At 42.3% G+C, this 23397-nt stretch carries 18 protein-coding genes, 2 pseudogenes and 1 riboswitch; of the genes and pseudogenes, 15 read left to right on the forward strand and 5 right to left on the reverse strand.

The genetic code is table 11. From position 1 onward, the window contains the following. Nucleotides 1-22: 22 nt before the first annotated feature. Nucleotides 23-1297, reverse strand: coding sequence for a histidinol dehydrogenase (gene hisD, locus ACE1TI_RS00870; protein ID WP_375005678.1), 1275 nt, complete (start codon nucleotides 1295-1297; stop codon nucleotides 23-25). 231 nt (nucleotides 1298-1528) lie between these two features. Between hisD and ACE1TI_RS00875 the strand changes: the two genes are divergently transcribed. The 5 genes from ACE1TI_RS00875 (at nucleotide 1529) to ACE1TI_RS00895 (ending at nucleotide 7331) form a co-directional block, all read left to right on the forward strand. Next, a complete protein-coding gene (locus tag ACE1TI_RS00875; protein ID WP_375005679.1) occupies nucleotides 1529-2524 on the forward strand; it encodes a LacI family DNA-binding transcriptional regulator in 996 nt (331 codons plus the stop codon). Between the two features lie 63 nt (nucleotides 2525-2587). Next, the gene (locus ACE1TI_RS00880; RefSeq protein ID WP_375005680.1) at nucleotides 2588-4018 is read left to right on the forward strand and encodes an aldehyde dehydrogenase family protein; all 1431 of its coding nucleotides are present in this window, start codon (nucleotides 2588-2590) and stop codon (nucleotides 4016-4018) included. 10 nt (nucleotides 4019-4028) lie between these two features. After that, nucleotides 4029-4517 carry a hypothetical protein gene (locus ACE1TI_RS00885; protein WP_375005681.1) on the forward strand — a complete coding sequence of 163 codons (489 nt, stop codon included), beginning with the start codon at nucleotides 4029-4031 and terminating at the stop codon, nucleotides 4515-4517. Between the two features lie 107 nt (nucleotides 4518-4624). Beyond that, nucleotides 4625-6127, forward strand: a complete 1503-nt coding sequence (locus tag ACE1TI_RS00890) for a sodium:solute symporter family protein (protein WP_375005682.1) — start codon at nucleotides 4625-4627, stop codon at nucleotides 6125-6127. Nucleotides 6128-6146: 19 nt separating this feature from the next. Then, a complete protein-coding gene (locus tag ACE1TI_RS00895; RefSeq protein WP_375005801.1) occupies nucleotides 6147-7331 on the forward strand; it encodes an iron-containing alcohol dehydrogenase in 1185 nt (394 codons plus the stop codon). Nucleotides 7332-7525: 194 nt separating this feature from the next. On the opposite strand, the pseudogene ACE1TI_RS00900 reads toward ACE1TI_RS00895, so the two are convergent. Then, a pseudogene (locus ACE1TI_RS00900) lies at nucleotides 7526-7780 on the reverse strand (gamma-glutamylcyclotransferase family protein); the annotation flags it as partial. Further along, nucleotides 7777-7935: pseudogene (locus ACE1TI_RS00905) on the reverse strand (hypothetical protein); the annotation flags it as partial. The pseudogenes ACE1TI_RS00905 and ACE1TI_RS00900, both read right to left, overlap by 4 nt. Nucleotides 7936-8238: 303 nt before the next feature. Here ACE1TI_RS00905 and ggt point away from each other — a divergent pair. Beyond that, complete coding sequence (gene ggt / locus ACE1TI_RS00910) at nucleotides 8239-10020, forward strand: gamma-glutamyltransferase (protein ID WP_375005683.1); 1782 nt, start codon at nucleotides 8239-8241, stop codon at nucleotides 10018-10020. 88 nt (nucleotides 10021-10108) lie between these two features. Here ggt and ACE1TI_RS00915 read toward each other — a convergent pair whose 3' ends face one another. Continuing rightward, entirely contained in the window at nucleotides 10109-10306 is a 198-nt protein-coding gene (locus ACE1TI_RS00915; protein WP_375005684.1) for a hypothetical protein, read from the reverse strand. A gap of 144 nt (nucleotides 10307-10450) precedes the next feature. Further along, nucleotides 10451-10556, forward strand: a riboswitch (TPP riboswitch). A 153-nt stretch (nucleotides 10557-10709) separates the two neighbouring features. On the opposite strand from ACE1TI_RS00915, the gene ACE1TI_RS00920 reads away from it, so the two are divergent. From ACE1TI_RS00920 to ACE1TI_RS00945, 6 genes are all read left to right on the forward strand, one after another. After that, on the forward strand, nucleotides 10710-11495 hold the full coding sequence (locus tag ACE1TI_RS00920) for an ABC transporter ATP-binding protein (RefSeq protein WP_375005685.1): 786 nt from the start codon (nucleotides 10710-10712) through the stop codon (nucleotides 11493-11495). Further along, nucleotides 11492-12259 (forward strand): ABC transporter permease, encoded by a 768-nt coding sequence (locus ACE1TI_RS00925; protein ID WP_375005686.1) that lies wholly within the window; start codon nucleotides 11492-11494, stop codon nucleotides 12257-12259. The genes ACE1TI_RS00920 and ACE1TI_RS00925 overlap by 4 nt, the downstream gene beginning before the upstream one ends. Continuing rightward, nucleotides 12256-13287, forward strand: a complete 1032-nt coding sequence (locus ACE1TI_RS00930; RefSeq protein WP_375005687.1) for an ABC transporter substrate-binding protein — start codon at nucleotides 12256-12258, stop codon at nucleotides 13285-13287. The genes ACE1TI_RS00925 and ACE1TI_RS00930 overlap by 4 nt, the downstream gene beginning before the upstream one ends. Nucleotides 13288-13310: 23 nt before the next feature. Then, entirely contained in the window at nucleotides 13311-14609 is a 1299-nt protein-coding gene (locus ACE1TI_RS00935) for an acetylornithine deacetylase (RefSeq protein ID WP_375005688.1), read from the forward strand. After that, a complete protein-coding gene (gene tenA, locus ACE1TI_RS00940) occupies nucleotides 14599-15270 on the forward strand; it encodes a thiaminase II (RefSeq protein WP_375005802.1) in 672 nt (223 codons plus the stop codon). The genes ACE1TI_RS00935 and tenA overlap by 11 nt, the downstream gene beginning before the upstream one ends. Before the next feature lie 881 nt (nucleotides 15271-16151). After that, nucleotides 16152-17744, forward strand: coding sequence for a class I adenylate-forming enzyme family protein (locus ACE1TI_RS00945; protein WP_375005689.1), 1593 nt, complete (start codon nucleotides 16152-16154; stop codon nucleotides 17742-17744). Nucleotides 17745-17775: 31 nt separating this feature from the next. Here ACE1TI_RS00945 and ACE1TI_RS00950 read toward each other — a convergent pair whose 3' ends face one another. After that, the gene (locus ACE1TI_RS00950) at nucleotides 17776-18654 is read right to left on the reverse strand and encodes a LysR family transcriptional regulator (protein ID WP_375005690.1); all 879 of its coding nucleotides are present in this window, start codon (nucleotides 18652-18654) and stop codon (nucleotides 17776-17778) included. A gap of 128 nt (nucleotides 18655-18782) precedes the next feature. On the opposite strand from ACE1TI_RS00950, the gene ACE1TI_RS00955 reads away from it, so the two are divergent. The 3 genes from ACE1TI_RS00955 (at nucleotide 18783) to ACE1TI_RS00965 (ending at nucleotide 23396) form a co-directional block, all read left to right on the forward strand. Further along, nucleotides 18783-20555 carry a thiamine pyrophosphate-requiring protein gene (locus ACE1TI_RS00955; protein WP_375005691.1) on the forward strand — a complete coding sequence of 591 codons (1773 nt, stop codon included), beginning with the start codon at nucleotides 18783-18785 and terminating at the stop codon, nucleotides 20553-20555. 256 nt (nucleotides 20556-20811) lie between these two features. Next, entirely contained in the window at nucleotides 20812-22272 is a 1461-nt protein-coding gene (locus ACE1TI_RS00960) for an aldehyde dehydrogenase family protein (RefSeq protein ID WP_375005692.1), read from the forward strand. Nucleotides 22273-22319: 47 nt separating this feature from the next. Next, the gene (locus ACE1TI_RS00965; protein ID WP_375005693.1) at nucleotides 22320-23396 is read left to right on the forward strand and encodes a TRAP transporter substrate-binding protein; all 1077 of its coding nucleotides are present in this window, start codon (nucleotides 22320-22322) and stop codon (nucleotides 23394-23396) included. Nucleotide 23397 lies beyond the last annotated feature (1 nt).

Below are 23397 nucleotides of genomic sequence, written 5' to 3' on the forward strand. Positions count from 1 at the left end.
TGAAGCCCAGTGTCTTTTTTTCTTAATTGCTGTATCGTCTCACACGAAGCGAAGCTTGTTCTTTGTGCCCCATAAATCCTTCAAGCTCACAAAGACGCTCGGCATATTTTCCGATTTCAACGCTCGCTTCTTTGGTAGCTTTTTGATAGGTACAGTTTTTGAGGAATTTTCCGACCCAGAGACCGCCGGTGTAGCGAGCTGCTTTTTTTGTTGGCAGCGTGTGGTTGGTACCAATCACTTTATCGCCGTAAGCGACGTTTGTTTCTGGCCCTAAAAACAGCGCACCGTAGTTTGATAGATTTTCAAGGAAGTAATCAGGGTCTTCTGTTATGACTTCTACGTGCTCATATGCTAGTTTATCAGCTTCGATAACGGCTTCTTCGAGGCTGTCTACAAGAATAATAGAGCCGTTGTCACGCCAAGCTGCTTCTGCCACGTCAGCCGTAGAAAGAGATTTTAACTGACGGGCAATCTCATCATCGAGCGATTCCGCAAGCTTTTTAGAAGTAGTGATTAAAGCACCAGGGGAAGTTGGTCCGTGTTCGGCTTGACCTAAAATATCAGTGGCTACCATTTCCACATCTGCTGTATCATCAGCAATCACGAGGGTTTCAGTAGGACCTGCAAATAAATCAATTCCGACACGGCCAAACAGCTGGCGCTTTGCTTCTGCAACAAACGGGTTACCAGGCCCGACAATCATATCTACAGGTTCAATGGTTTCTGTGCCGACAGCCATTGCGGTCATCGCTTGTACTCCGCCAAGAATGTAAATTTCATCAGCACCTGCTAGATGCATTGCTGCCACTGTTGCTGCCGGAATTTCTCCCTGGCAAGGAGGAGTGCAGGCAATGATTCGTTCAACACCGGCGACTTTTGCTGTCAATATACTCATGTGAGAAGAAGCAACCATTGGATAGCGCCCGCCCGGAATGTAACATCCTACGCTGTTTACTGGTATGTTTTTATGGCCAAGAATCACTCCAGGTCTCGTTTCTACTTCAATGTCCCGGATCGATTTTCTTTGATGTTCGGCAAAATTGCGAATTTGCTCTTGAGCAAACTTTATATCTTCCATAACTTCATCTGGAACAGAGGCTACTATGCTTTCTATTTCTGATTCAGAGAGGAGAAAGCTGTCCGGTGTCCATTTGTCAAATCGCTCTGATAGTTCGCGGATCGCCTCGTCTCCCCGGTTTTCTACATCCTCAATAATATTTTTTACAGCGTCTTGTACTTTTGCATCAGCTTCTTGAATTTCTTCTTCACTTTTTCCCTTCTTCAAATACGTAGCCATGAAAACTCACTCCTTGTTGGATTTGATATCGCTTCCAAAAAACCGCTATTATTTGAATACGTATTCATGAAAACATTATAAATTCAAACGGATACAAAGTAAATGATTTATCTTAAAAATTTAAAATAGAAGGAAATTACACTGGTTTTAAGCTTGACAAAAATAGAATGAAAATTTAGTATGATTTACATAAACATTTGAATACGTATTCAATTTAAAGAAGGAGCTGTTATGGTTTCATCAAAAGATGTAGCAAAACGAGCTGGTGTTTCCCAATCAACGGTTTCACGGGTATTGAACAATTCTCACAGAGTAAGCAGAGACAACATCGAAAAAGTGACAAAAGCAATGAAAGAGCTGAATTACCGCCCAAATTCTATTGCACGGTCTCTTGTAAGCAAACAAACGAAAACGCTTGCTTTAATTTCAGGTCCCTTACACAATCCTTTTTTCGTAGAAACAACGACTTCTATTGTTAACTATGCAAATGAAAAGGGATATAAAATTAACGTGTTTTTTGAAAACATGGGGAATAATATGACCGTGTATGAATCGGTGCTGTCGATGCAGCTTGATGGCCTTATTTTATCTTCTATCTTTATGGATGATCCTATTTATGAAGAGCTGCAATCCTTAAATATACCGTTTGTGATGTTTAACAGAAAACACAACAAGGGCGGCAGCTTTGTAGAAATTGATAATGAAAAAGCCGGGAAGATGGCGGCTGATCACTTGTTAGACCTTGGCCACGAGAAAATAGGCTATATAGGCGGACCTTTGTATACGTCTACCTTTTATGGCAGATACATCGGTTTTTCAGAGCAAATAGAAAAACGTGCTGCTTTAGATCACGCGCTCATACACGAAACAGATACAAGTGAGAAAGCAATCCAGGAAGCTGTCCTGAATATGATGGGACGTAAGCATAAACCGACAGCTATTTTTGCAGCCACCGATGCTATTGCAATTTTTGCGATTGATACGCTGAAAGAGCTGGGCTACAGCATCCCGGATGATATTAGTATCTGCGGAATGGATAATGTGAGAATGGCCCGTCACCATTCCTTTGAGTTAACTACTATTGGACATCAGACGGATAAAAATCTCGGCAGGTTGGGAATTGAGCATTTAATTGAGATGGTTGAAGGGGAAAATGATCCGAAAGAACAGATCCAAATTACAATGGACCCGGTATTGTACACACGAAAGACAACGTGCAAGGTCTAAAAAGCACGGACTTTCTTTTACAGCTGATTGAATACGTATTCATAAAGAAATTAGGAGGGCATTATGGTAAAAGGATTATTTTTAAATGGAGAAGAAAAAACAACAAATCATACGTACCCACTGTATCACCCGCATACAGAAGAAAAGATAGCAGATATTACAGAAGGCGCCAAAGAAGACATGGAAGAAGCGATCGCTTTAGCGGATCGAACTTTCTTAGAAATGAAAGCGATGACATCGAAAGAACGAGCTGACATTTTATTTGAAGCGGCTGATAGATTACTAGAAAAACAGGAAGAAGCAGCACAAATCATTTCTAAAGAAGCCAGTAAACCGATTAATGCAGCAAGAGGAGAAGTAAACCGGACGATCCAGACGCTTCGTTTTTCAGCCGAGGAAGCAAAACGGTTAAACGGCGAATATCTCCCGCTTGATGCAGCAGAAGGAGGCGGAGGCCGCGATGCCTTTACGATTCATGAGCCGCTTGGCGTCATCGGGGCGATTACTCCATTTAATTTCCCGCTAAATTTAACAACGCATAAAGTCGGTCCGGCCGTTGCCGCAGGAAATACAGTTGTTATTAAACCGGCTGAGCAAACACCGCTTTCCAGCATATTTTTAGCAGAAATTTTAACACAGTCCGGTCTTCCGAAAGGCGCCATTGCCGTTATTCCTGGAGATGGCCCCACACTTGGTGAAGTAATGAACCAGGATGAAAGAGTGAAAAAGATCTCCTTCACAGGAAGCCCGGAAGTCGGCAAGCTGATTAAAAGTAAGGCAGGACTCAAACGTGTAACGCTTGAACTTGGCAGCAATTCCGCCATGTATGTGGATGAAAGCTGCGCAGATCAATTAGATGAAATAGCTGGGAAAGCTGCTGCTGGAGCTTTTGCCTATAATGGCCAGGTCTGTCTTAGCACGCAGAGAATTTATGTTCATGATTCTCTCTTTGAATCTTTTAAACAAGCTTTTGCAGAAAAAGCGAAAAACATAAAGTTTGGCGACCCTTCTGAAGAGAGTACGGTTGTGTCTAGTTTAATCAATAAGAAATCACAACAGCGTGTACTCGGTTGGATCGCTGAAGCAAAAGCTAATGGAGCAGAAGTGTTAACCGGCGGAGAAGGAAAAGCGAATGGCGTTCTTCCAACCGTTCTTTCAAACGTTGATAGAAACGAAAAAATCTCATGCAACGAAGTGTTCGGGCCTGTTGTTTTGATTAATAAAGTCGCAAATGCTTCTGAAGCGCTTGAGCTTATGAATGACAGCCGGTACGGCTTGAATGCAGGATTGTTCAGCAATAACTTGCGCCAGGCCATAAACATGGCTCACGACCTTGAAGTCGGACAGGTGCTTATTAATGACGTGCCAACCTTGCGCTTTGACCATATGCCATATGGCGGGGTAAAGGATTCTGGTTACGGAAGAGAAGGCGTGAAGTATGCGATCGAAGAAATGACAGAGCTAAAAATGATCAGCATCAACTACAAAGGGTAGGTGGAAAGCGATGAAGCTTCACGTATTTGATTGTCAAAAGAAAGAAGAATCTGCTGCTGTCTATTATCCTCAATACACCACAGAGTGGTTCGTAGAGTATCGCTCGATCTTTGGAAAAAGAAAAGAAAAAATAACAATGATGACAGACCGTGTTAGAGGCGGCAGCAGCATTGCCGATCAGCGTCCTTCTTTTCTGACAAAAGAAGTGGAGCCTTCCGCTGTCATGGAAGCAGCTATGGATGAAAAGGAATGTATAGAGGAGGCACATGAAACGGTTCGCCGCTACTATCTTCACCATGCCAGGTCGTGGAGTGTGCCGAAAATAAAACTATTATCGAGCTCTGCCGTCTATGTTCCTTATCATCTCATCGAAAAAAGCGGACGCTGGAGAAAAAAAAAGAAAACCTTTTTATATGAGCCGATGACCGACTCTGCTGACAAGGTGGAGAAGTTTCCGGAAATCTATCAATTTATCGATAAGGAGGCTGAAAAGGTATGAATATGCTCGTTATTATGGCGATTTTAATATCCAGTAGCTGGATTGGGATGGCGCTTATTTTGTGGAAAACAAATTTGTTAAATGAAGAGGAATAGGAGGTAGGAATGATGAACACTACCATTGTAACGTATTCATGGATTTTTATGGCGTTTTTTATCGGCCTTATGCTTGTTCTGGGCTGGGTCGGCATGAAAAAAACGAATACATCCGATGACTTTGCAACAGCCCGATCTAGTTATGGACCATTAGCAATATCTCTTGTTATTGCAGCAGGGATTTCCAGTGGTTCGACATTTATGGGGATGCCTGGTCTTGCTTATGACATAGGAACTCCAAGTTTATGGTATCCATTGCTTTACCCGATTGCCACTGTTATTGGGATGCTGTTTGTTGCCAAAGTAATCAAAAAATATGGAGATAAATTTGGTACAAGAACCATTCCTGAATTTATTGGCGAGCGGTACAACAGTGATTTTCTTCGTATTGCATTAACCATTATATCGATCTTATTAATTTTCTACGTTGTATCTCAATTTGTAGCTGCCGCTACGATGTTCCAGATGATGATGGGTGTGAATTATGAAACCGGTCTCATTATTACTGCTGTGGTACTTGCCGTGTACGTGTTCATGGGTGGTTCACACTCTGATATTATGACAGACGCTATTCAAGGATTTTTAATGGTTATTACCGCTGCTGTCGTATTCTTTTGCTTTATGGGAAGCGTTGGCGTAGACGGAGGGTTTGGCGATATGCTTGCAACGATTGATGAGGAGAATCCTCAAGGCGGGTTTAATAATCTATTTCTTCCAGGGGATGACACGTACGGAGCCTTTTGGTTGGTTGCACTTTTATTTATCGCTCATTTGCCATTTGCGGTTCTTCCTCATTTAGGAAATAAATTTATGGCTGTTAAATCCGGTCGTGATTTGAAAAAACTTATTATGTACTGCACGATTTTTGCAACGATCCTGCCATTAATGGCACTTGGCGGCATGCTTGGACTTGCGGTTGTAGGAACCGATGCAGGCATTTCTCCTGACCAGATTATACCGGTGCTGTTTAGTGAAATCTTTCCGCCCGCTATTGCTGCCTTCTTTGCTGTAGCGGTATTATCAGCAGTTATGTCCACCTCAGACGGTTTAGTGGTTTCACTGACGCAGTTATTGGCAAATGATTTGTATCGGAAAACCTTTGTTCCGAAAATGAACATTACGAAAGAAAAAGCCGAAAGAAATGAGCTTTTAATCAGCCGTTATAGTACATTTGTCGTTATTATTGCAGCTGTCTTCTTAGCATGGACGCCTCCACAATACCTGGCTGTGTTTATGTGGATTGGTATCGGAGGTATTATGGCAGCGACAGCTGGACCGCTTGTCGTCGGAGCTCTTTGGGAAAGAGCAACCAAAACAGCTGCTTTGTCCTCACTGCTGGCGGGTACAGTTATCTATTGGATTGTTTATTTGCCGTTTGGTTTTAACTTTTCGAACCCATTCGGGGCAGCAGGTATTGGTGTATTAGTAAGCATGATTGTCATGTATGTGGTCACGCTGGCTACATCAAGTCAAGCAAATGTTCCAACGAAATCTAATGTAAAAACAAGCAGTTAATTAATAGAGAAGGAGTGTCATACCAATGTATAAAACCTTTGCGTCACCTCTTAAAATTGTATCAGGAGAAGGATCTATCAAAGAAGTGCCCGCAATCGTTCAATCATTTGATGCCAAGCGGATTATGGTATTTGCAGATCCAGGTGTTATCGATGCGGGGATTGTGAAAAAACTAGAAGAACAACTTAATGGAGCAGGCTTAGAATATAAAATCTACTCCGAGCTTGTTCCTGAGCCGCCGCTCGAGATAGGAAACAAAGCCCTGCAGGCCGTAAAAGATTTTAATGCAGATTTCGTGATCGGTATCGGCGGCGGAAGCTCACTGGATATCGCGAAAGCTGTTGCCGTATTAAAAGAGAACGAAGGAAATGTAGAGGACTATTTGAATCTAACAGGCACGAAAAATTTCACGTCTAAAGGACTTCCAAAAATATTAATCCCAACCACATCCGGAACAGGAGCTGAAGTTACAGATATCTCTGTATTTTCGTTGAAAGATACGAAAGATGCGATTACACATGAAAATTTACTCGCAGATGCAGCGGTGGTGGACCCAGAGCTCACTTACACACTTCCGGCTCGGATTACCGCTTCTACTGGAGTAGATGCCCTTACTCACGCCGTGGAAGCACTGATTTCGATTAACGCCACTCCGCTGACAGACGCGCTCGCTCTGGATGCTATTAAAAGAATTTCTTCCAATATCCGGACAGCGGTCTGGAACGGGGGCGACGTAGAAGCGAGAAAAAATATGGCATGGGGCAGTATGACCGCAGGGATGAGCTTTTATAATGCCGGTGTCGCAGGTGTCCATGCTCTTGCGTACCCATTAGGCGGATTGTTTAAAATTCCTCACGGTGAATCAAATGCAGTGCTGCTGCCTTATATCTTTGACTACATCTGGCCGTCATGTATAGATAAAATGGTGCTAATGGCAGATGCGCTCGGTGTGAAATCTGAGCACCTTAACAAACGTGAAACAGCCATTGCCGCGGTAAAAGAACTGAAACATATTGTCGATGAAGTCGGCATACCTTCCACATTGGATAAGTTCGGTATTGAAGAAAAAGATATCGAGCAGTTAGCAAAGAGCGGAATCGAACAAACAAGGCTGCTCGCTCGAAGCCCGAAACCCTACTCACTCGATGACATTAGAGACCGGTACCGTGCAGCTTACCATGGGGAGCTTAAATTTGGTGAATAATAGCAATCGAAGGGGATGTGCCAGGTATTTCACTTGGCCATCTTCTTTTTTGTTGGAGGGCAGAGTTTGCGGCATGAGGACAGAGGTTCCGCTATTTTCATAGAAACCATCCTTTATGACGTTCTTGCGGACCGAGTGCTGATAAAATAAAAAGTGGAGGAATGAGGGTCCGCACCAACACGTCCCCATCCACTTTAACTCTTCTGTTCTCGTTTTTCTTTTTCTTCAGATGAATAAGAAACCCAGCATCCACCTGGGATGTACTCTCCTGTTCCGCCATTCCTATTCCAGTAATAAATATAAGCGTCCACGATTTCTCCGTCTTTATTTTCCACAGTTACAACTTGTCTGAGATACATGCTGGATGATGGATCTTCTTTATCATATCCCTCCAGCCAATCTAAAACTTCTAGTATGTCAGGGAAAAGGTCATCTGACACGTACATTAACTCTCCTTGATGACATCTTCCCCTTCAGGAAAAAGGCAAGGAAATGCTCCATGCTCCACTACTGTCATTCGCCCAGTGGTTACAGCAGGAATTTCTTTTTCTGTTTTCCCTTTTAAATAGCTTTCGTAATTTCTCAATCCATGTCTTAATGTTCCATATACAAAACAGGTTTTTCATTGGGCTTTTTCCCCTTTAATTCTTTCGAAAGTGTTCTCCCGTACTATAACATATCGTTCTGTTGTTTAAGGGTAAGTTGGAAGATTATTTCACAAATTACCCTTCACAAGTAGAATGTGCTTAGGTTCATTATAACGGTGGAAAGTCCTCTTTTTTGAAATTTTGTTCTTCGACCATAACCATTTAACCATTTTATAGAAATACAGTAATAATAGATTAGCGGTCTTCATAATTTCTAGAAATTACTTGTCCATAAAACTATTTAAAAAGGGGCTGAAAAAATGAAGACCACGGCAGCAAAGTTTTTATCTGTATTTCTTATCATCTTTTTAATTGGAAGTTTTACACCTCAGCAAACTTTAGCGAAAAAACAACAAACAGAAGCGGCGGAAGTAGCAGAAGGTACAGATGGAATGGTCTCCACCTCTCATCCATTAGCAACAGAAGTAGGGGCAGAAATATTAAAAAAGGGAGGAAATGCGGTTGATGCCTCTGTGGCTGTTCAGTTTGCATTAAATGTGGTAGAGCCGTACATGTCAGGGATTGGCGGCGGAGGATTTATGATGGTATATAATGCTGACACAGAGGACATATCCATTATAAACAGCCGCGAACGTGCACCCGAGGGCGCTGAACCGGATATGTTTTTAGACGAAAAGGAGAAAATTATCCCATTTGCCGTTCGGTCGACAAGCGGTGACGCTGTTGGTGTTCCGGGTACACTGAAAGGATTGGAAGAAGCGCTGGACAAATGGGGGACACGTCCTATGCAGCAGCTTATTACTCCTGCCGTTAAATTAGCAGAAAAAGGGTTTAAAGCGGACAGGCAATTAGTAAAAGCCATTGAAGAAAATGAAGAAAAATTAACCCAAAGTGCAGCTGCTGACGTTTTTCTTCCCGATGGAGAACCGCTAGAAGAAGGTACGTTATTTAAGCAAAACGATTTGGCTCATACGTTAAAATTAATTCGTTCTCATGGGTCCGACATTTTATATGACGGAAAAATCGGCAAAGCATTGGCAGAAACTGTTCAGGACTTCGAAGGAAGTATGACAAAGGAGGACCTTCAAAACTATGATGTGACAGTGGATGACGCTGTATATGGAGACTATAAAGGGTATGAAATTGCAAGCATGCCTCCTCCAAGCTCCGGCGGGTTGTTTCTTTTACAAATGATTAAAATGCTAGAAGACTTTGATATTAGTCAGTATGATAGTCGTTCAGTTGAAAAATATCATCTATTATCTGAGGTCATGAGACTTGCGTATGCTGACCGGGCAGCATACGCGGGCGATCCAGAATTTGTTGATGTACCAATGGAGGGGCTGCTGCATCCAGATTACATCAAAGAGAGAAAAGAACAGCTGTCTGTGGATGAAAGAAATGAACATGTCGAAGCAGGGGATCCATGGAAGTTTGAGGAGGCAGAACAAACGAAGGAAATTGTGGAACAAGCAGATGACAAAGAAATTGGTGAAACCACACACTTTACGGTAGCTGACAAGTGGGGAAATGTTGTCTCCTATACGACAACGATTGAACAAGTATTTGGCACAGGCATTATGGTTCCGGAATATGGGTTTATGTTAAATAACGAATTAACTGATTTTGACGCTAGACCAGGAGGTGCTAATGAAGTGCAGCCAAACAAACGACCACTAAGCTCTATGACACCGACCATCGTATTAGAAGATGGAAAACCTGTGTTAACCTTAGGATCACCGGGCGGACCAACGATCATTGCTTCCGTACTGCAAACATTTTTGAATATTATAGAGTATGACATGGAATTAAAAGATGCTGTGGAAGAGCCTCGTATTTATAACTCTCATACTTCCGAGACAAGGTGGGAAGAAGGAGTGCCGGAAGAAGTAAGAGAAGAGTTAATGGAAATGGGGCACCGCTATGAAAACAGCCCTCGATCAATTGGGAACGTCCAAAGTATTTTAATAGATCATGAAAACGGCACGTATCATGGAGTAGCTGATTCACGCCGGGACGGAGCAGCCATTGGGGTATCGAACAAGGAAAATGGTTTTAAACTCAGCCTTCTATTAAAATAACAAAGTTTGAGAAGAAGGAGCTTATATGTGGAATGGCTCCTTCTTTTTCGTGTCGTGACAGCCCAATTCTTATGGTCTCTATTTTATGTTAACTTTGATCTTCACTCTCCATAATACCTTCTTCTTCCTCTGGAAAATCTGGTTCACGGTCTTCTTCTATTTCTCCATTTTCCGTACCTTCTACAAACGGATCAGCCACTTGTTCCTGAGGGGCCGGAAATTCTCTCCAGGCCTCGTCTTCTTGAGCAGCTGGATTGTTTCTTGGCGGTTGATTCCTGCGTTCCATATCCATCCTCCATTTCAATCAATTTCGCTTAGCATGTGCAGTACGTCAATGATTTATTAAGGAATGGGTTTTCGCAGCTTAAGATTTGTGCTATGTTAAAAAGGAGATAATTGTTATGAAGTGAGCTTATAAAACAATCGAATAGCTTGACACTAGGGGTGCTGGATCATAGCTGAGAGGGACTTATATTGTCCTAACCCTGGAACCTGAACTAGTTCGTACTAGCGGAGGGAAGTGTGAGCGAGCCTAAAATGATGATAGGTTTATTCTGTTTATGTCATTTTATGCAAACCCATGACCACTCTTCGCTGGAGTGGTCTTTATTATTGGAAAAATGAAACAGAAAAGGATGGAAAGGCGCGGGGGTGGAGTATAATTATCAGGCAAAAAGTGTGGATGGTCTATGGATAAGCAAAATGCACGAACACAGCTCACTTTTCAGAATGTTTCTTTTCATTATGGACAAGAAGAACATGCTTTACCTATTTTTAAACATCTTAATATTGACATCTATAAAAGAGAATTTGTCAGCTTGCTTGGACCGAGCGGTTCTGGTAAGTCAACGTTTTTCAGGCTTGCAACAGGCCTTGATATTCCAAAGGAAGGCCACATTTATATCGATCAAAAAGAAGAGAAAAACCGCCTTGGGAAAGTGGGCTATATGCCGCAAAATGATTTACTGCTTCCTTGGCGTACGGTGCTGGAAAACGGCGTACTGCCGTTGGAGGTAAAAGGAGTGAAAAAAACGGAAGCACGTCAGAAAGTTAAAAAACATCTAGACAAGTTTGGACTTGCCGGCACGGAAAATCGCTATCCCCATGAATTATCCGGCGGCATGAGGCAGAGAGTTTCTTTTTTACGGGCAATGTTAAGCGGAAATGATATATTGCTTCTCGATGAACCCTTTAGTGCGCTCGATGCGATGACCCGTTTCATGATGCAGGAGTGGCTGCTTGAACAGTGGAGCACCTGGCAGAAGACACTGATTTTTATTACACATGACATTGAAGAAGCAGTATTTTTATCAGATCGTATTTTTTTATTTACTAACCCTCCAATAGAAAACCAGCTTGAAGAAGCAGTCATTCCGTTAAGCCGGCCGAGAGGGACCGAAACTAGAAGCACCCCAGAGTTTATGGCCTTGAAAAATGAGCTGCTAAGCAGGATGAAAACGAGGGTGCAATCATGAAAAGCAAAGTGAATAGCAGTTTTTCCTATGCAGGATCGGCATTTATTGCAGCAATTTTTTTTATTGTTTGGGAAATTAGTGCCAGGCTATATGATCAAGCATATATTTTGCCCTCTCCGACAGAAATATTATTAAAGCTTTGGGAGCTTCGAGATGTGTTATTTCTTGTGCACCTTCCCGCCACTGTACAAATTATTCTGATGGGACTGGCGATCTCCATTTTTTGTGGAGCAGGACTTGCCATTTGGATGAATCAAAGCCGAGTGATTGAGCGCAGTATCTTCCCGCTCCTTATTACGTCTCAGACTATACCCATTATAGCCCTTGCTCCAATTTTTGTGCTTTGGTTTGGCTACTCAATCTGGAGTAAGGTGGCAGTCACCGTTTTAATTACTTTTTTTCCAATTACGGTGAGTACGTTTGACGGCTTAAGGTCAGCCAACAAGGAAATGGAAGATTTACTGAAAACAATGGGAGCAAGCTCGAAACAAATTTTTTTGAAAGTAAAAGTGCCCTCCGCTCTGCCGTATGTTTATTCTGGTATGAAAGTAGCTGTCACGATGAGCGTTATAGGGGCTGCAATTGGGGAGTGGCTCGGGGCAAACGCGGGGCTTGGTTACTTCAGCCGCCGTATGATGACACAAATGGACGGCGCAGGGGTGTTTGCGCCAATCTTTCTGTTATCTCTGCTTGGGATTTTATTATTTTTAGCAATAAAACTTTTAGAAAAAATTACAACAAAAAAATGGAGGGCTAAATCATGAAAAAAAGATGGAAAAACCCAAAAAGCATAGCTAGTGTACTCGCATTTTCGTTAGCTGCGCTGTCAGGTTGTAATGCGGAGGAAGAAGAGAATCAAGCGGAAGATGGGGCAGCGGACGAGGAGCTCGAGGAAGTAGATATTATGCTCGATTGGTATCCGAATGCTGTACATAGTTACTTATATGTAGCACAAGAAGCAGGATATTTTGAAGAAGAAGGACTTGACGTGAATATTAAGTTCCCTACCAATCCAACAGACCCTTTGAATCTTGCGGCGACAGGCGAAGTTGATCTCGGAATTACGTATCAGCCAGATGTCATTACTGCCCGCAATGAAGGAGTCCCGATTGTTTCCGTTGCAGCTATTGTGCGCTCCCCTTTAAACCATATTGTTCACTTAGAAGATGCAGATATTGACTCCCCGTCTGATTTAGAAGGTAAAAAAGTCGGCTACCCGGGAATCCCTGTCAATGAACCGATCCTCGAAACGATGGTAGAAGAAGACGGCGGCAGCTTCGATGAGGTAGAACTGATTGATATTGGGTTTGAGCTTAATTCAGGGCTTGTTTCGAAAAGAACCGATGCTGTAGTTGGCGCTTATATTAACCATGAAGTGCCGGTGCTTGAACATGAAGGTCACAACGTTGATTACCTTAACCCGGTGAATTACGGCGTACCTTCTTTTTACGAATTAGTTTTGGTTACAAATGAAGATAATCTCAATGAAGAGGAAGAAAAGATCCAGTCTTTCTGGGCTGCAGCTGAAAAAGGCTATGAATTTATGAAAGAAAATCCAGATGAAAGCCTTGATATCTTGCTTGACCACCAGGACCAGGAGAACTTTCCGTTAGAGCGTGAAGTCGAAGAAGAAAGCCTTGATGTATTACTAGAAAAAATGGAGACCGAACAAGAACCTTTTGGAAGTCAAAGTGCAGAATCCTGGGAAGAAACAATGAATTGGCTTCATAAAACAGGATATATTGAAGAAACCCCGGATACAGAAGAAATTTTTACAGATATAACAGATTAATAATCCAGCGGGAGGGATATAACGTGGGAGATCAGGTTCAGCTGTTACACAGATTGGTAGAAGAAAGAGAGGATGAACTGCTGGAACTAGTGGAAGAGCTTGTTCGTTTTCGAACACCAAGCCCGCCGGCAAGAAATACAAAAAAAGCACAGCAGTTTGTCGAGCAATTTTTAAAAGAAATAGATTTCGACACTGACATGTGGGATGTATATCCTGGAGACCCAAATGTCGTTGGGACACGAAAGGGGCTGAACCCGGACACACACCAAAGTCTCATCCTTAACGGCCATATAGACGTAGCAGAAGTAGATGAGGGAAATGAAGAGTGGAAGTATAACCCTTTTGAACCGGTTATGGATAATGGCAGAATGTATTGCCGCGGGACGGCAGATATGAAAGGCGGTTTGGCCGGTGCATTATTTGCTGTAAATCTATTGCACGAACAAGGCATTCATCTTCCAGGGGATCTTATTTTTCAGTCTGTCATCGGCGAAGAAGTGGGAGAAGCAGGCACCTTAGAGTGCTGCAAACGAGGCTATAACGCCGACTTAGCGGTAGTGGTAGATACGAGTGATTTGAATATTCAGGGGCAGGGCGGTCTGATCACTGGCTGGATTACGGTCAAAAGTCCGCAAACCTATCACGATGCTATGCGCCGCAATATGATTCATGCTGGAGGAGGCGTGAAAGGAGCTAGTGCTATTGAAAAAATGATGAAAGTAATCGATGGCCTGCAGGAGCTTGAAAAACATTGGGCTGTGACCAAATCTTATCCAGGCTTTCCGGTTGGGATGAACACAATTAATCCTGCTGTCATCGAAGGCGGCCGTCATGCAGCTTTTGTTGCTGATGAGTGCCGGCTTTGGATTACAGTACATTTTTATCCGGATGAAGACCATGACACGGTGGCAGAAGAAGTGGAAAATCATATCCGCCGTGTCGCTCAGGCTGATCCATGGCTGCGGGAAAATCCGCCCATGTTTGAATGGGGCGGGACATCAATGATAGAAGACCGAGGCGAGATTTTTCCATCTTTAGATATTGATGAAAATGGAAAAGGAACAAAGGTTTTGCAGGCCTCTCATAAAGAAGTATTGGGAGAAGCAGCACCGGTTAGTATGTCGCCGACTGTGACTGATGGCGGCTGGCTGGGTGACGCTGGTATTCCGACTTTAATATATGGGCCGGGTGATCTTCAAAATGCCCATGCGGTGAACGAATCGGTCTCTGTTGAACAGCTTGTTCAATTTACAAAAGTCATGATTTCCCTCATTTATAACTGGTGTTCCGAGGAAAGAAAGGATGATGCAAATGTTATTTAGTGAGCGTTTATACAAAAACTTAAAACCGATCTGGGAAAAGAATCATAACCACCCATTTGTTCAGGAAATGGGGAACGGAACATTAGACAAAGATAAATTTCGCTATTTCATGATCCAGGATTATTTGTACTTAATCGAATACTCTAAACTCTTTGCGATCGGTGCAGCGAAAGCAGCGGACGTGAAAACAATGGGGGAATTTGCGAAGCTTCTGGACTCTACCCTGAACACTGAAATGGATCTGCACCGGCAGTATGCAAAAAAGTTTGATATCAGCGAAGAGGAATTGGAAAACGCGAAACCGGCCGCAGTAACTGTTTCCTACACCCACTATATGCTCGCTGTCGGGCAAAACGGTGGTCTTGCTGAACTTGTGGCAAGTCTTTTGCCATGTATGTGGAGTTATGCTGAAATCGGCAAAGTTCTTTCGCAAATTCCTGGTGCCAAAGAGCATGAGTTTTACGGGGAATGGATTAAAATGTATGCTGATGATGAATTTCAAGAACTGACCCAATGGACCATCGATATGCTGGACCGGCTCGCAGAAGGAAAGCCGGAGCGTGAATTAAAACATCTTGAGGAAATTTTCTTAAACACCACTCGATTTGAGTACATGTTTTGGGATATGGCTTATAAAAGGGAAACGTGGCTCACCGACTAATAGACGTGCATGGTAAACAGCCGGTCGTGAAAATTATTAACTCCGGCTGTTTTGCTTGTTGTTTAGGAAATTATGTTTTTACAAGTTGTGGATAACTATCTCCATATTGTTTGATCCGCGTCTAGCTTCAGCGCCCAGCCTCTCGGAGGCCCAAGACGGTTTAAAGGAACTTTTGCTAGAATCGCGAACATCGTGTCCGCAACGCAAAAGTCAGCACATCCTGTGCAAGCCAGTTCGACGTTGTCACAGGACGTGGCGTTTTTGGCGACGAAAGTGCAACGCAGAAGTCACCACATCCTGTGGAAGTAAGAGCGCCTTTAGTGACTGGAGAACATTTACCTGTCGAGGCTGACCAGGGACGCTTGCGCTTTTGTTCGTTTAATAAATGATGTTATTGGGTCTGCAGGTAATTGGGAATAAAAATAATCGTTTCTTGGTTACCGCTCCGCTTATCTTTTTTCCTGTTCTGGTTTCTAAAAAGCTTTATTGATGACCGTTCCACCTAATTTCTCACCAGTTCCGTGTTCTAAGCCCCCTTCTTGGCTGCTGTTCTTCCTTTCCTCTTTTGATCCGAGTATTAAGAACCTTCCTTGGTTGGTTACCACTTCACCATTCTTTTTCCTATCCCGGCCTTCAAGATTCTAGCTTAGCAAACCCGGTCCATCCCTTTTTAGAGGGTAAAAAATATCAGTCTATTTGAAGTGTTGACAATTTTAGAAAAACTAGTTTATTCTAAATTACAGATAATTAAGTTCTCTAATTTAGGAATAATGAAAATTTATTATATTGTGGAAGCGTTTGTAATGTCTTCTAAATCAGGGGGAAGCTTGACCTTGGAGGACAGCAAATATGTAAGCGTTAATAAAAAAGGAGGGAAGGAAATGAATGTGAATTCCTTGTCAGATACTATGACGATTAATGAGCTGCTAGAGGAGTCTTCAGGACATTATAAGCGGCAAACGGCAATTGCAGATGGAGAAAAGCGTTTTTCCTTCGAGGAAGTGGATCGGCTGTCTTTAAGAATGGCTAAAAGGTTGTTAAAGCTTGGTTTAAAAAAAGGGGATGTCATAGCAGTACAGCTTCCCAATACGTGGGAGTTTGTAGTCACTCATCTCGCTGCAGCTAGAATTGGTCTTATATTTAACCCGCTTAGCCCTGCTTATCGGAAAAAAGAATTAACTTACATGCTGGCTCATTGCAATACCAAAGCTTTCGTCACGGTTAATCAATTAAAAGGTTTTAGTCATGAAAACCTTGCAGCTGAACTAAAAACAGACCTTCAGGAGTTAGAACACGTAATTATTGCAGGAGAAACAAGCTCTTCAGACAGCATCAGCTTTACAAAAATGCTCGAAGAAGATCCTGCGTCCGTTTCTGATAAAGAAATAAACAGTAATGCTCCTGCATTAGACGCTCCTGCTGTTATCATGTTTACATCCGGTACAGAATCGAACCCTAAAGCAGTGCTTCATACCTATCAAACATTTGTCCCTGCTCATCTTATCAATGGGAAAGAATACAAGGTGAGCAAGGAAGATACGATATTAAGTTTAACGCCTCTTTGCCACATGTTTTCCTTGCCAATGATTATCATCGGTCTTAAATACGGGGCAAAACACTATTTACACAGTGAATATAAGGTAGATGAAGTCATTGACGTACTGCAAAAAGAAAAAGTAAGCTTCTTAATCGCCGCTCCCGCCCATCTCATAGATATGATTTACCATTTACAATATAAGGATAGAAGTGCCATTAACCTTCGTTTAGTATTAACAGGTGGATCTAAAATCCCTGCCCAGATGGTCAAGGACTTACGACAGTTGCTGGACTGCAGTGTGGGTGCACAATGGGGAATGACAGAAATTTGTGCGGGAACCTTTACAAGACCAGGTGATGAAGAATCACTTACCTGGGAAACGGTTGGAAAAGCTGCACCGGCCGGTGAAGTGATCATTTTAAATGAAAACCACGAACCTCTTTCAAACGGCGAACCTGGAGAAATTGCCTTTAAAGGGGAATGTCTTTTCAAAGAATACTATAAAAATAATGCTGCTACAAAAGAAGTGTTTACCGAGGCAGGTTATTTTTTGACAGGAGACCAGGGCTGGCTGGATGATAAAGGGTATCTCCACTTCGTTGGGCGGACGAAGGATACCATTAACCGCGGTGGTTTAAAGTTTCATACCTCCGAGATTGAAGAAGTGCTGCATATGCATCCGAAGATCCAGCAGGCAGCGGTTGTAAGCGTACCAGATCCACGGTTGGGAGAACGCGGCTGTGCTTACCTGACCCTTCGAGAAGAGAAGCCATTTGATTTAGAAGAGATGAAACAATATCTTTTGGAAAAAGGTTTTGCGAAATATAAAATACCGGAATATTTAGAAATCAGATCCTCTCTTCCGAAAACTCCTTCTGGAAAGATTACAAAGGGTCCATTAAGAAAAGAGGCTCAATCATTAGGAGAATCCAATTAGATTGCCTTTTATCTCACTTTTTCCGAACAAATTATTCTTTCAAATAGTTTTCGAGCAAATGTTCAATGAAAGCTTCACTTGCAGAAGGGGTGAAAGCATTTTTTTGATATACGACGCCCACTTCTTTTTTAGGAAGCGGGTCTTCAAGCCGGACCAGGATGACTCTGTTGTCATTCATTTTTTCAACATAGGATTTTGGCAAAATGGTCACGCCGTTATTTTTAACGGTCATTTCTAATAAAGAATACGTATCAGAAAGCTCTACCAGCGGTTTTAACTCTTTTCCGGTTTCTTTGCAGTAATGGTCGATCACCCGGCGTATTAAGTAATTTTTTTGCAGCAAAAACACCCTTTCTTCCTGCATTTGTTTCAATGAGGTTGAAGGGGTGTTTGCTATGTCATGATCTTTGGAACAAATCAAAAACAATTCAGAAGTGAAAAGGTGTTTGCTTTCAATACGGTCATCATGAACGGGCAAAAAGACCACGCCAAGGTCAAAGGTAGAATTTAAGATGCAGGCTACTGTTTCTTCGGTCGTAGAATCAACAACGGACAGCTCAATATTTGGGAATTGTTCATGGAACGTTAAAATCGAGGAATGGAGCAGGTGGTTCCCTGAGCAGCCGATGGTTAATCTGCCTCGTTTTAATTCGTTAATTTCCTCTATTTCTTTGGATGCCTGATCAAGTTCATAAAAAATGCGTTCTGCACGGCGAAGGAGTACTCTGCCAGCATCTGTTATGTATATTTTTTTCCCTTTTTGCTGAAATAGCTTTACACCCATTTTGCTTTCGAGCAGACGTATTTGCTGGCTTAATGTAGGTTGGCTGATTCCAAGCTTTTCTGCTGATTTTGTATAGTGCAGCTCTTGGCTGAGGACCATAAAGTACTCTAAAAGACGAATTTCCACGACATCCACCTTCTTAATAGATAAAAACTATTGTTTCTATAGATACAATAGCATTGTACTATTGTTCCCGAAAACTTACAATGAATTAACAATAGTTAAACAACTTGAGAAGAAAGGTGTGCAGTAAGATGTCAAGGACCTATACCACGAGTACAGCTTTTTTAGAAGCTTTAGAAGAAGCTGGTGTATCGTATATTTTTTCTAATCTGGGCAGTGACCACCCAGGAATTATTGAAGGTCTGGCTATTGCCCGTAAAGAAAATAAAAAGCTGCCCGAAGTTATTATGTGTCCGCATGAAATGGTAGCGTTAAGCATGGCGCACAGCTATGCACAAGTCACTGGTGAGCCGCAGGCTGTGCTCGTTCATGTGGAATGCGGAACCCAAAATCTTGGAGGTGCGATTCATAACGCGTACAAAGGCAGGGTTCCGGTTCTTGTATTTGCTGGAGCTTCTCCGTATACACAGGAGGGCGAGCTTACTGGAAGCAGAAATGAATTCATCCATTGGATTCAAGATGTACCGGACCAGCGCGGCATTGTACGAGGCTATATGAAATATGACAACGAGATTCGAAGCGGTAAAAATGTAAAACAGCTTGTACATCGATCATTGCAGATTGCTGCAAGCCAGCCAAAAGGACCTGTTTATTTGGTGGGGCCAAGAGAGGTAATGGAAGAAGAAACAGAGCCAGTTTCTCTTCAAACAGAAAAGTGGCAGCCTATAGCTCCGGCAGCTCTGCCGCCGCAGGAAATTAATAGAATTATGGGGGATCTAAAGAAAGCAAAAAATCCTCTTGTTGTGACTTCTTACCTTGGAAAAAACACATCAGCTGTAAAAGAACTCGTAGAGCTGTGTGAAAAGTGTGCTATTCCCGTCATTGAATCGGTGCCGAATTATATGAACTTTCCTTCGGATCATCCTATGCACTGCGGTTATCAATGGAACACGCCTACTCAGAATGAACAACTGGCCAAAGCGGACCTGGTACTGGTGTTTGACAGTGATGTACCCTGGATTCCAACAAAAAATAAACCATCGGAAGCATGTACTATTTATTACTTCGATGAAGAGCCGTTAAAAGAATCTATGCCTTTATGGTATGTGCCGTCCAAACGTTCTTTCCAAGTAGATTCCGAGACAGCCCTTTACCAATTAAATGAGCGTTTAAGAGATACGAACCTGAATGAAGAGACGATTCATGACAGATGGAACCGTATTTCTCTTTATCACCATAAGCAGCGTGAGAAATGGGCAGAAAAAGAACAATACGAGAAAGATGTTATTACACCAGAGTATTTAACAGGCTGCATTCGAGAAGTAATAGATGACAACACGATTGTCGTGAATGAAGGCATTTCAAATTTTGAAACGATCTACACGCACTTGCGCCGCACAAAGCCAGGGTCGATTATTGGAAGCGGTGGAGGTTCCTTAGGATGGAACGGTGGTGCAGCGCTTGGAGCTAAATTATCAGCCAAAGACCAGAAAGTAGTCAGTTTGACAGGAGACGGTTCTTATATGTTTAGTGTGCCATCTGCCGTTCATTGGATGGCGCGAAGATACAATCTCCCCTTTTTAACCATTATCTATAACAATAGAGGCTGGAAATCGCCTAAGCTGTCTACTTTAGGAGTTCACCCTGAAGGAACCGCCTTTGAAACAGATGAATACTGGGTAGATTTTGAACCACATGCTGATCTTGCCGGAATTGCAGAAGCGGCAGGAGGAGCATTTGCAAAAACAGTAAAGAATCCAGACGAGTTGAAAGCATCCCTTCATGAGGCATTACAAGCTTTAAATGAAGGAAGATCAGCTGTGTTGGACGTGTATCTTCCAGCTATAAAACAATCAAATAAGAAAGATACGCCAGAAGAAAAAGCAGGTTTAGGAAAGCTTTAAATTCATAAAAATTATTGAATATTAAAAAATATAAAAAAATAGTTCCATATACAAGAAAAAGTTTCTTTTAGGCAATAAGAATGACCTATAGGATAAGGGTGAATGGCTAATCAAGTGACAAGAATAGTGTACCATTGCCTTTATCTTGTTCCATAAATTTGTAAGCGCTTTAATTTAGGGGAGGAAAGGAGGAGGACGAGAGTTATTAACAGCACTTTGTACAAGTTATTTTAATTAATTTTAAAGGAGTGTTTATATGGAACATTATGAAAGCTTGAATCAAAGCTATATCAACGGGAAGTGGGTTGAGGGAGCCAGTACAAACTCTTATGAAAATGTAAATCCTTATGACGATTCGGTGATAACGAAGTTTCAGCTTGCAACAAAAGACCAGCTTGCTGATGCTTTTGAAGCAGCCAAGAAAGCTCAGGAACAATGGGCTAAAACAACAGTAGATGAACGAAAAGCTGTCATCCAAAAAGCCGCTTATTATCTAAAAGAGCATAAAGAGGAAATTGTCCAAACGATTGTTAAAGAATCAGGCGGAACCATACTAAAAGGGAATGTGGAGCACCATCTTACGTTAGAAGTTTTGGAGGAAGCGCTGTATTATGCAGGGGAGCTGGACGAAGTACGAGAAGTCCCTGCTTCAGTAGAAGGAAAAGTAAACCAAATTCACAGGCTGCCTTTAGGAGTCATTTCTTCGATTTCTCCGTTCAATTTTCCTATGAATTTGTCGATGAGAACCATTGTACCTGCGATTGCACTAGGCAACAGTGTCGTTCATAAACCAGATATTCAAGTAGGACTCACTGGAGGGGTCATCCTAGCCAAAGCTTTTGAATACGCAGGCCTTCCAAAAGGGGTCTTCAACATGATCATAACCGACAGCCCGGAAATTGGAGACGACATGCTGACAAACCCTGCTGCTCAGTTAATCAGCTTCACGGGTTCTACGGAAGTAGGAAAACATATAGGAGAGATTGCAGGCAGAAACTTAAAAAGAGTAGCTCTTGAACTTGGAGGAAACAGCCCGTTTGTCGTGTTATCGGATGCTGATGTAGACCAGGCTGTCAATGCTGCTGTATTCGGAAAATTCATTCATCAAGGCCAAATTTGCATGATCATTAATAGAATCATAGTACATCAAGACAAATACGAAACATTTGCGGAGAAGTTTGTTGAGAAAGTAAAAGCTCTGCCGTATGGGAATCCAGGTGATCCGAATACCGTAATTGGACCGCTTGTGAATAAGAAGCAAATGGAAAAAGCACTCGGATTTATTGAGGAAGCAAAGCGCGGTGGAGCGACGCCAGTTCTCGAAGGAAAAAGAGAAGGCAACGTTCTCGCTCCTTCCGTGTTTACCAATGTAGAAAATAACAGCAAAGCAGCTCAATCCGAATTGTTCGGCCCTATTGCCTTGCTCATTAAAGCGCGGACAGATGAAGAAGCGATTGAGATGGCAAATGATACAGATCACGGTTTAAGTTCTGCTATTTTCACAAGTGACCTTAAAAAAGGAGAGCAATATGCTCTGGAGCTGGAAGCTGGAATGACTCATATCAACGATCAAACGGTAAACGATGCACCGAATATTCCGTTCGGTGGAAATAAACAAAGCGGATTAGGACGGTTTGGTAATCCATGGGTGGTCGATGAGTTTACTACAACAAAATGGGTTTCCATCCAGACGAAAACACGTCAATTTGCTTTTTGATATAGAGACCAGGTCGATTAATTCCCTTAAATAAAGGAGGAAAGATCATGCCAAAAAAATTAGGTGTATTTGCAGCTGTAATCCTCCTAGTAATGGCTGCTGTAGCTTGCGGCGGATATTCAAACCCTAACCAAGACGCTGGAGGATCAGCCGTAGCAACCGATAACCCTATAGCAGCAGAAATTGACCAAGCTTCTCAGCAAGGTCAGGATGAGGATACGTTAATCCTTCGTCTAGGCCACCAGACTCCAGAAGAAACGAACTATCATCGAGGATCTCTCCGATTTAAAAAACTAGTAGAAGAAAAGACAAATGGAGCAGTAAGAGTTGATATTTATCCTTTCCGTGAATTAGGAACAGATCGAGAGCTGCTTGAGGCTATGCAATTTGGAACGCTTGACTTAGGAATGATTTCCGGGCCGCCCGTTTCAGGGTTCGCCCCCGAAGCTGCTGTACTGGATCTGCCCTATCTTTTTAAAGATTGGGAGCATGTTAATGCATTTTTAGAATCCGATGTAATGGATGATTATAACGCCCTGACAGAAGAAGCAAATATAAAAACAATTGGCACTATGGCAAGAGGTTATCGGCATATAACTACAAGTGCAGGGCCTATTGAAACTCCAAATGATTTAAACGGGACTACCCTGCGTGTGATAGAAAGTTCAGTATATGTTGAATCTTATGAAACGCTTGGAGCCAGTCCGCAAAGCATGAATTTTGGAGATGCCTATACAGCCCTAGAACAAGGAGCCATTGATGGACAGGAAAACACTACAGACATTGTTTATGATGAAAACGTTTATGAGGTAAATAATCATGTTTCCAAAACAGGTATCCAGTTCGCTTTTGGTTTTTTAATGGCTAGTAAGGATAAATTTAATTCCTGGCCTGAAGATGTTCAGACAGCTGTTTTAGAGGCTTCTGAGGAAGCAATGGCTGAGACGAATGAGGAAAATGAAGTGCATGAAAAAGAGTACGAAGAGTTGTTGAAAGAAGAAGGAATGGAAATCCATCAAGTTAACAAAGAACCTTTCCGAGAAAAAGTAGAAAGTGTCTATCAAAACTGGAGAGAGAAACATGGGGATAAGATGTTAAATAAAATTCAATCATTGGCTGAATAAC

Source organism: Alteribacillus sp. JSM 102045 (assembly GCF_041949975.1).
GTDB lineage: Bacteria > Bacillota > Bacilli > Bacillales > Marinococcaceae > Alteribacillus.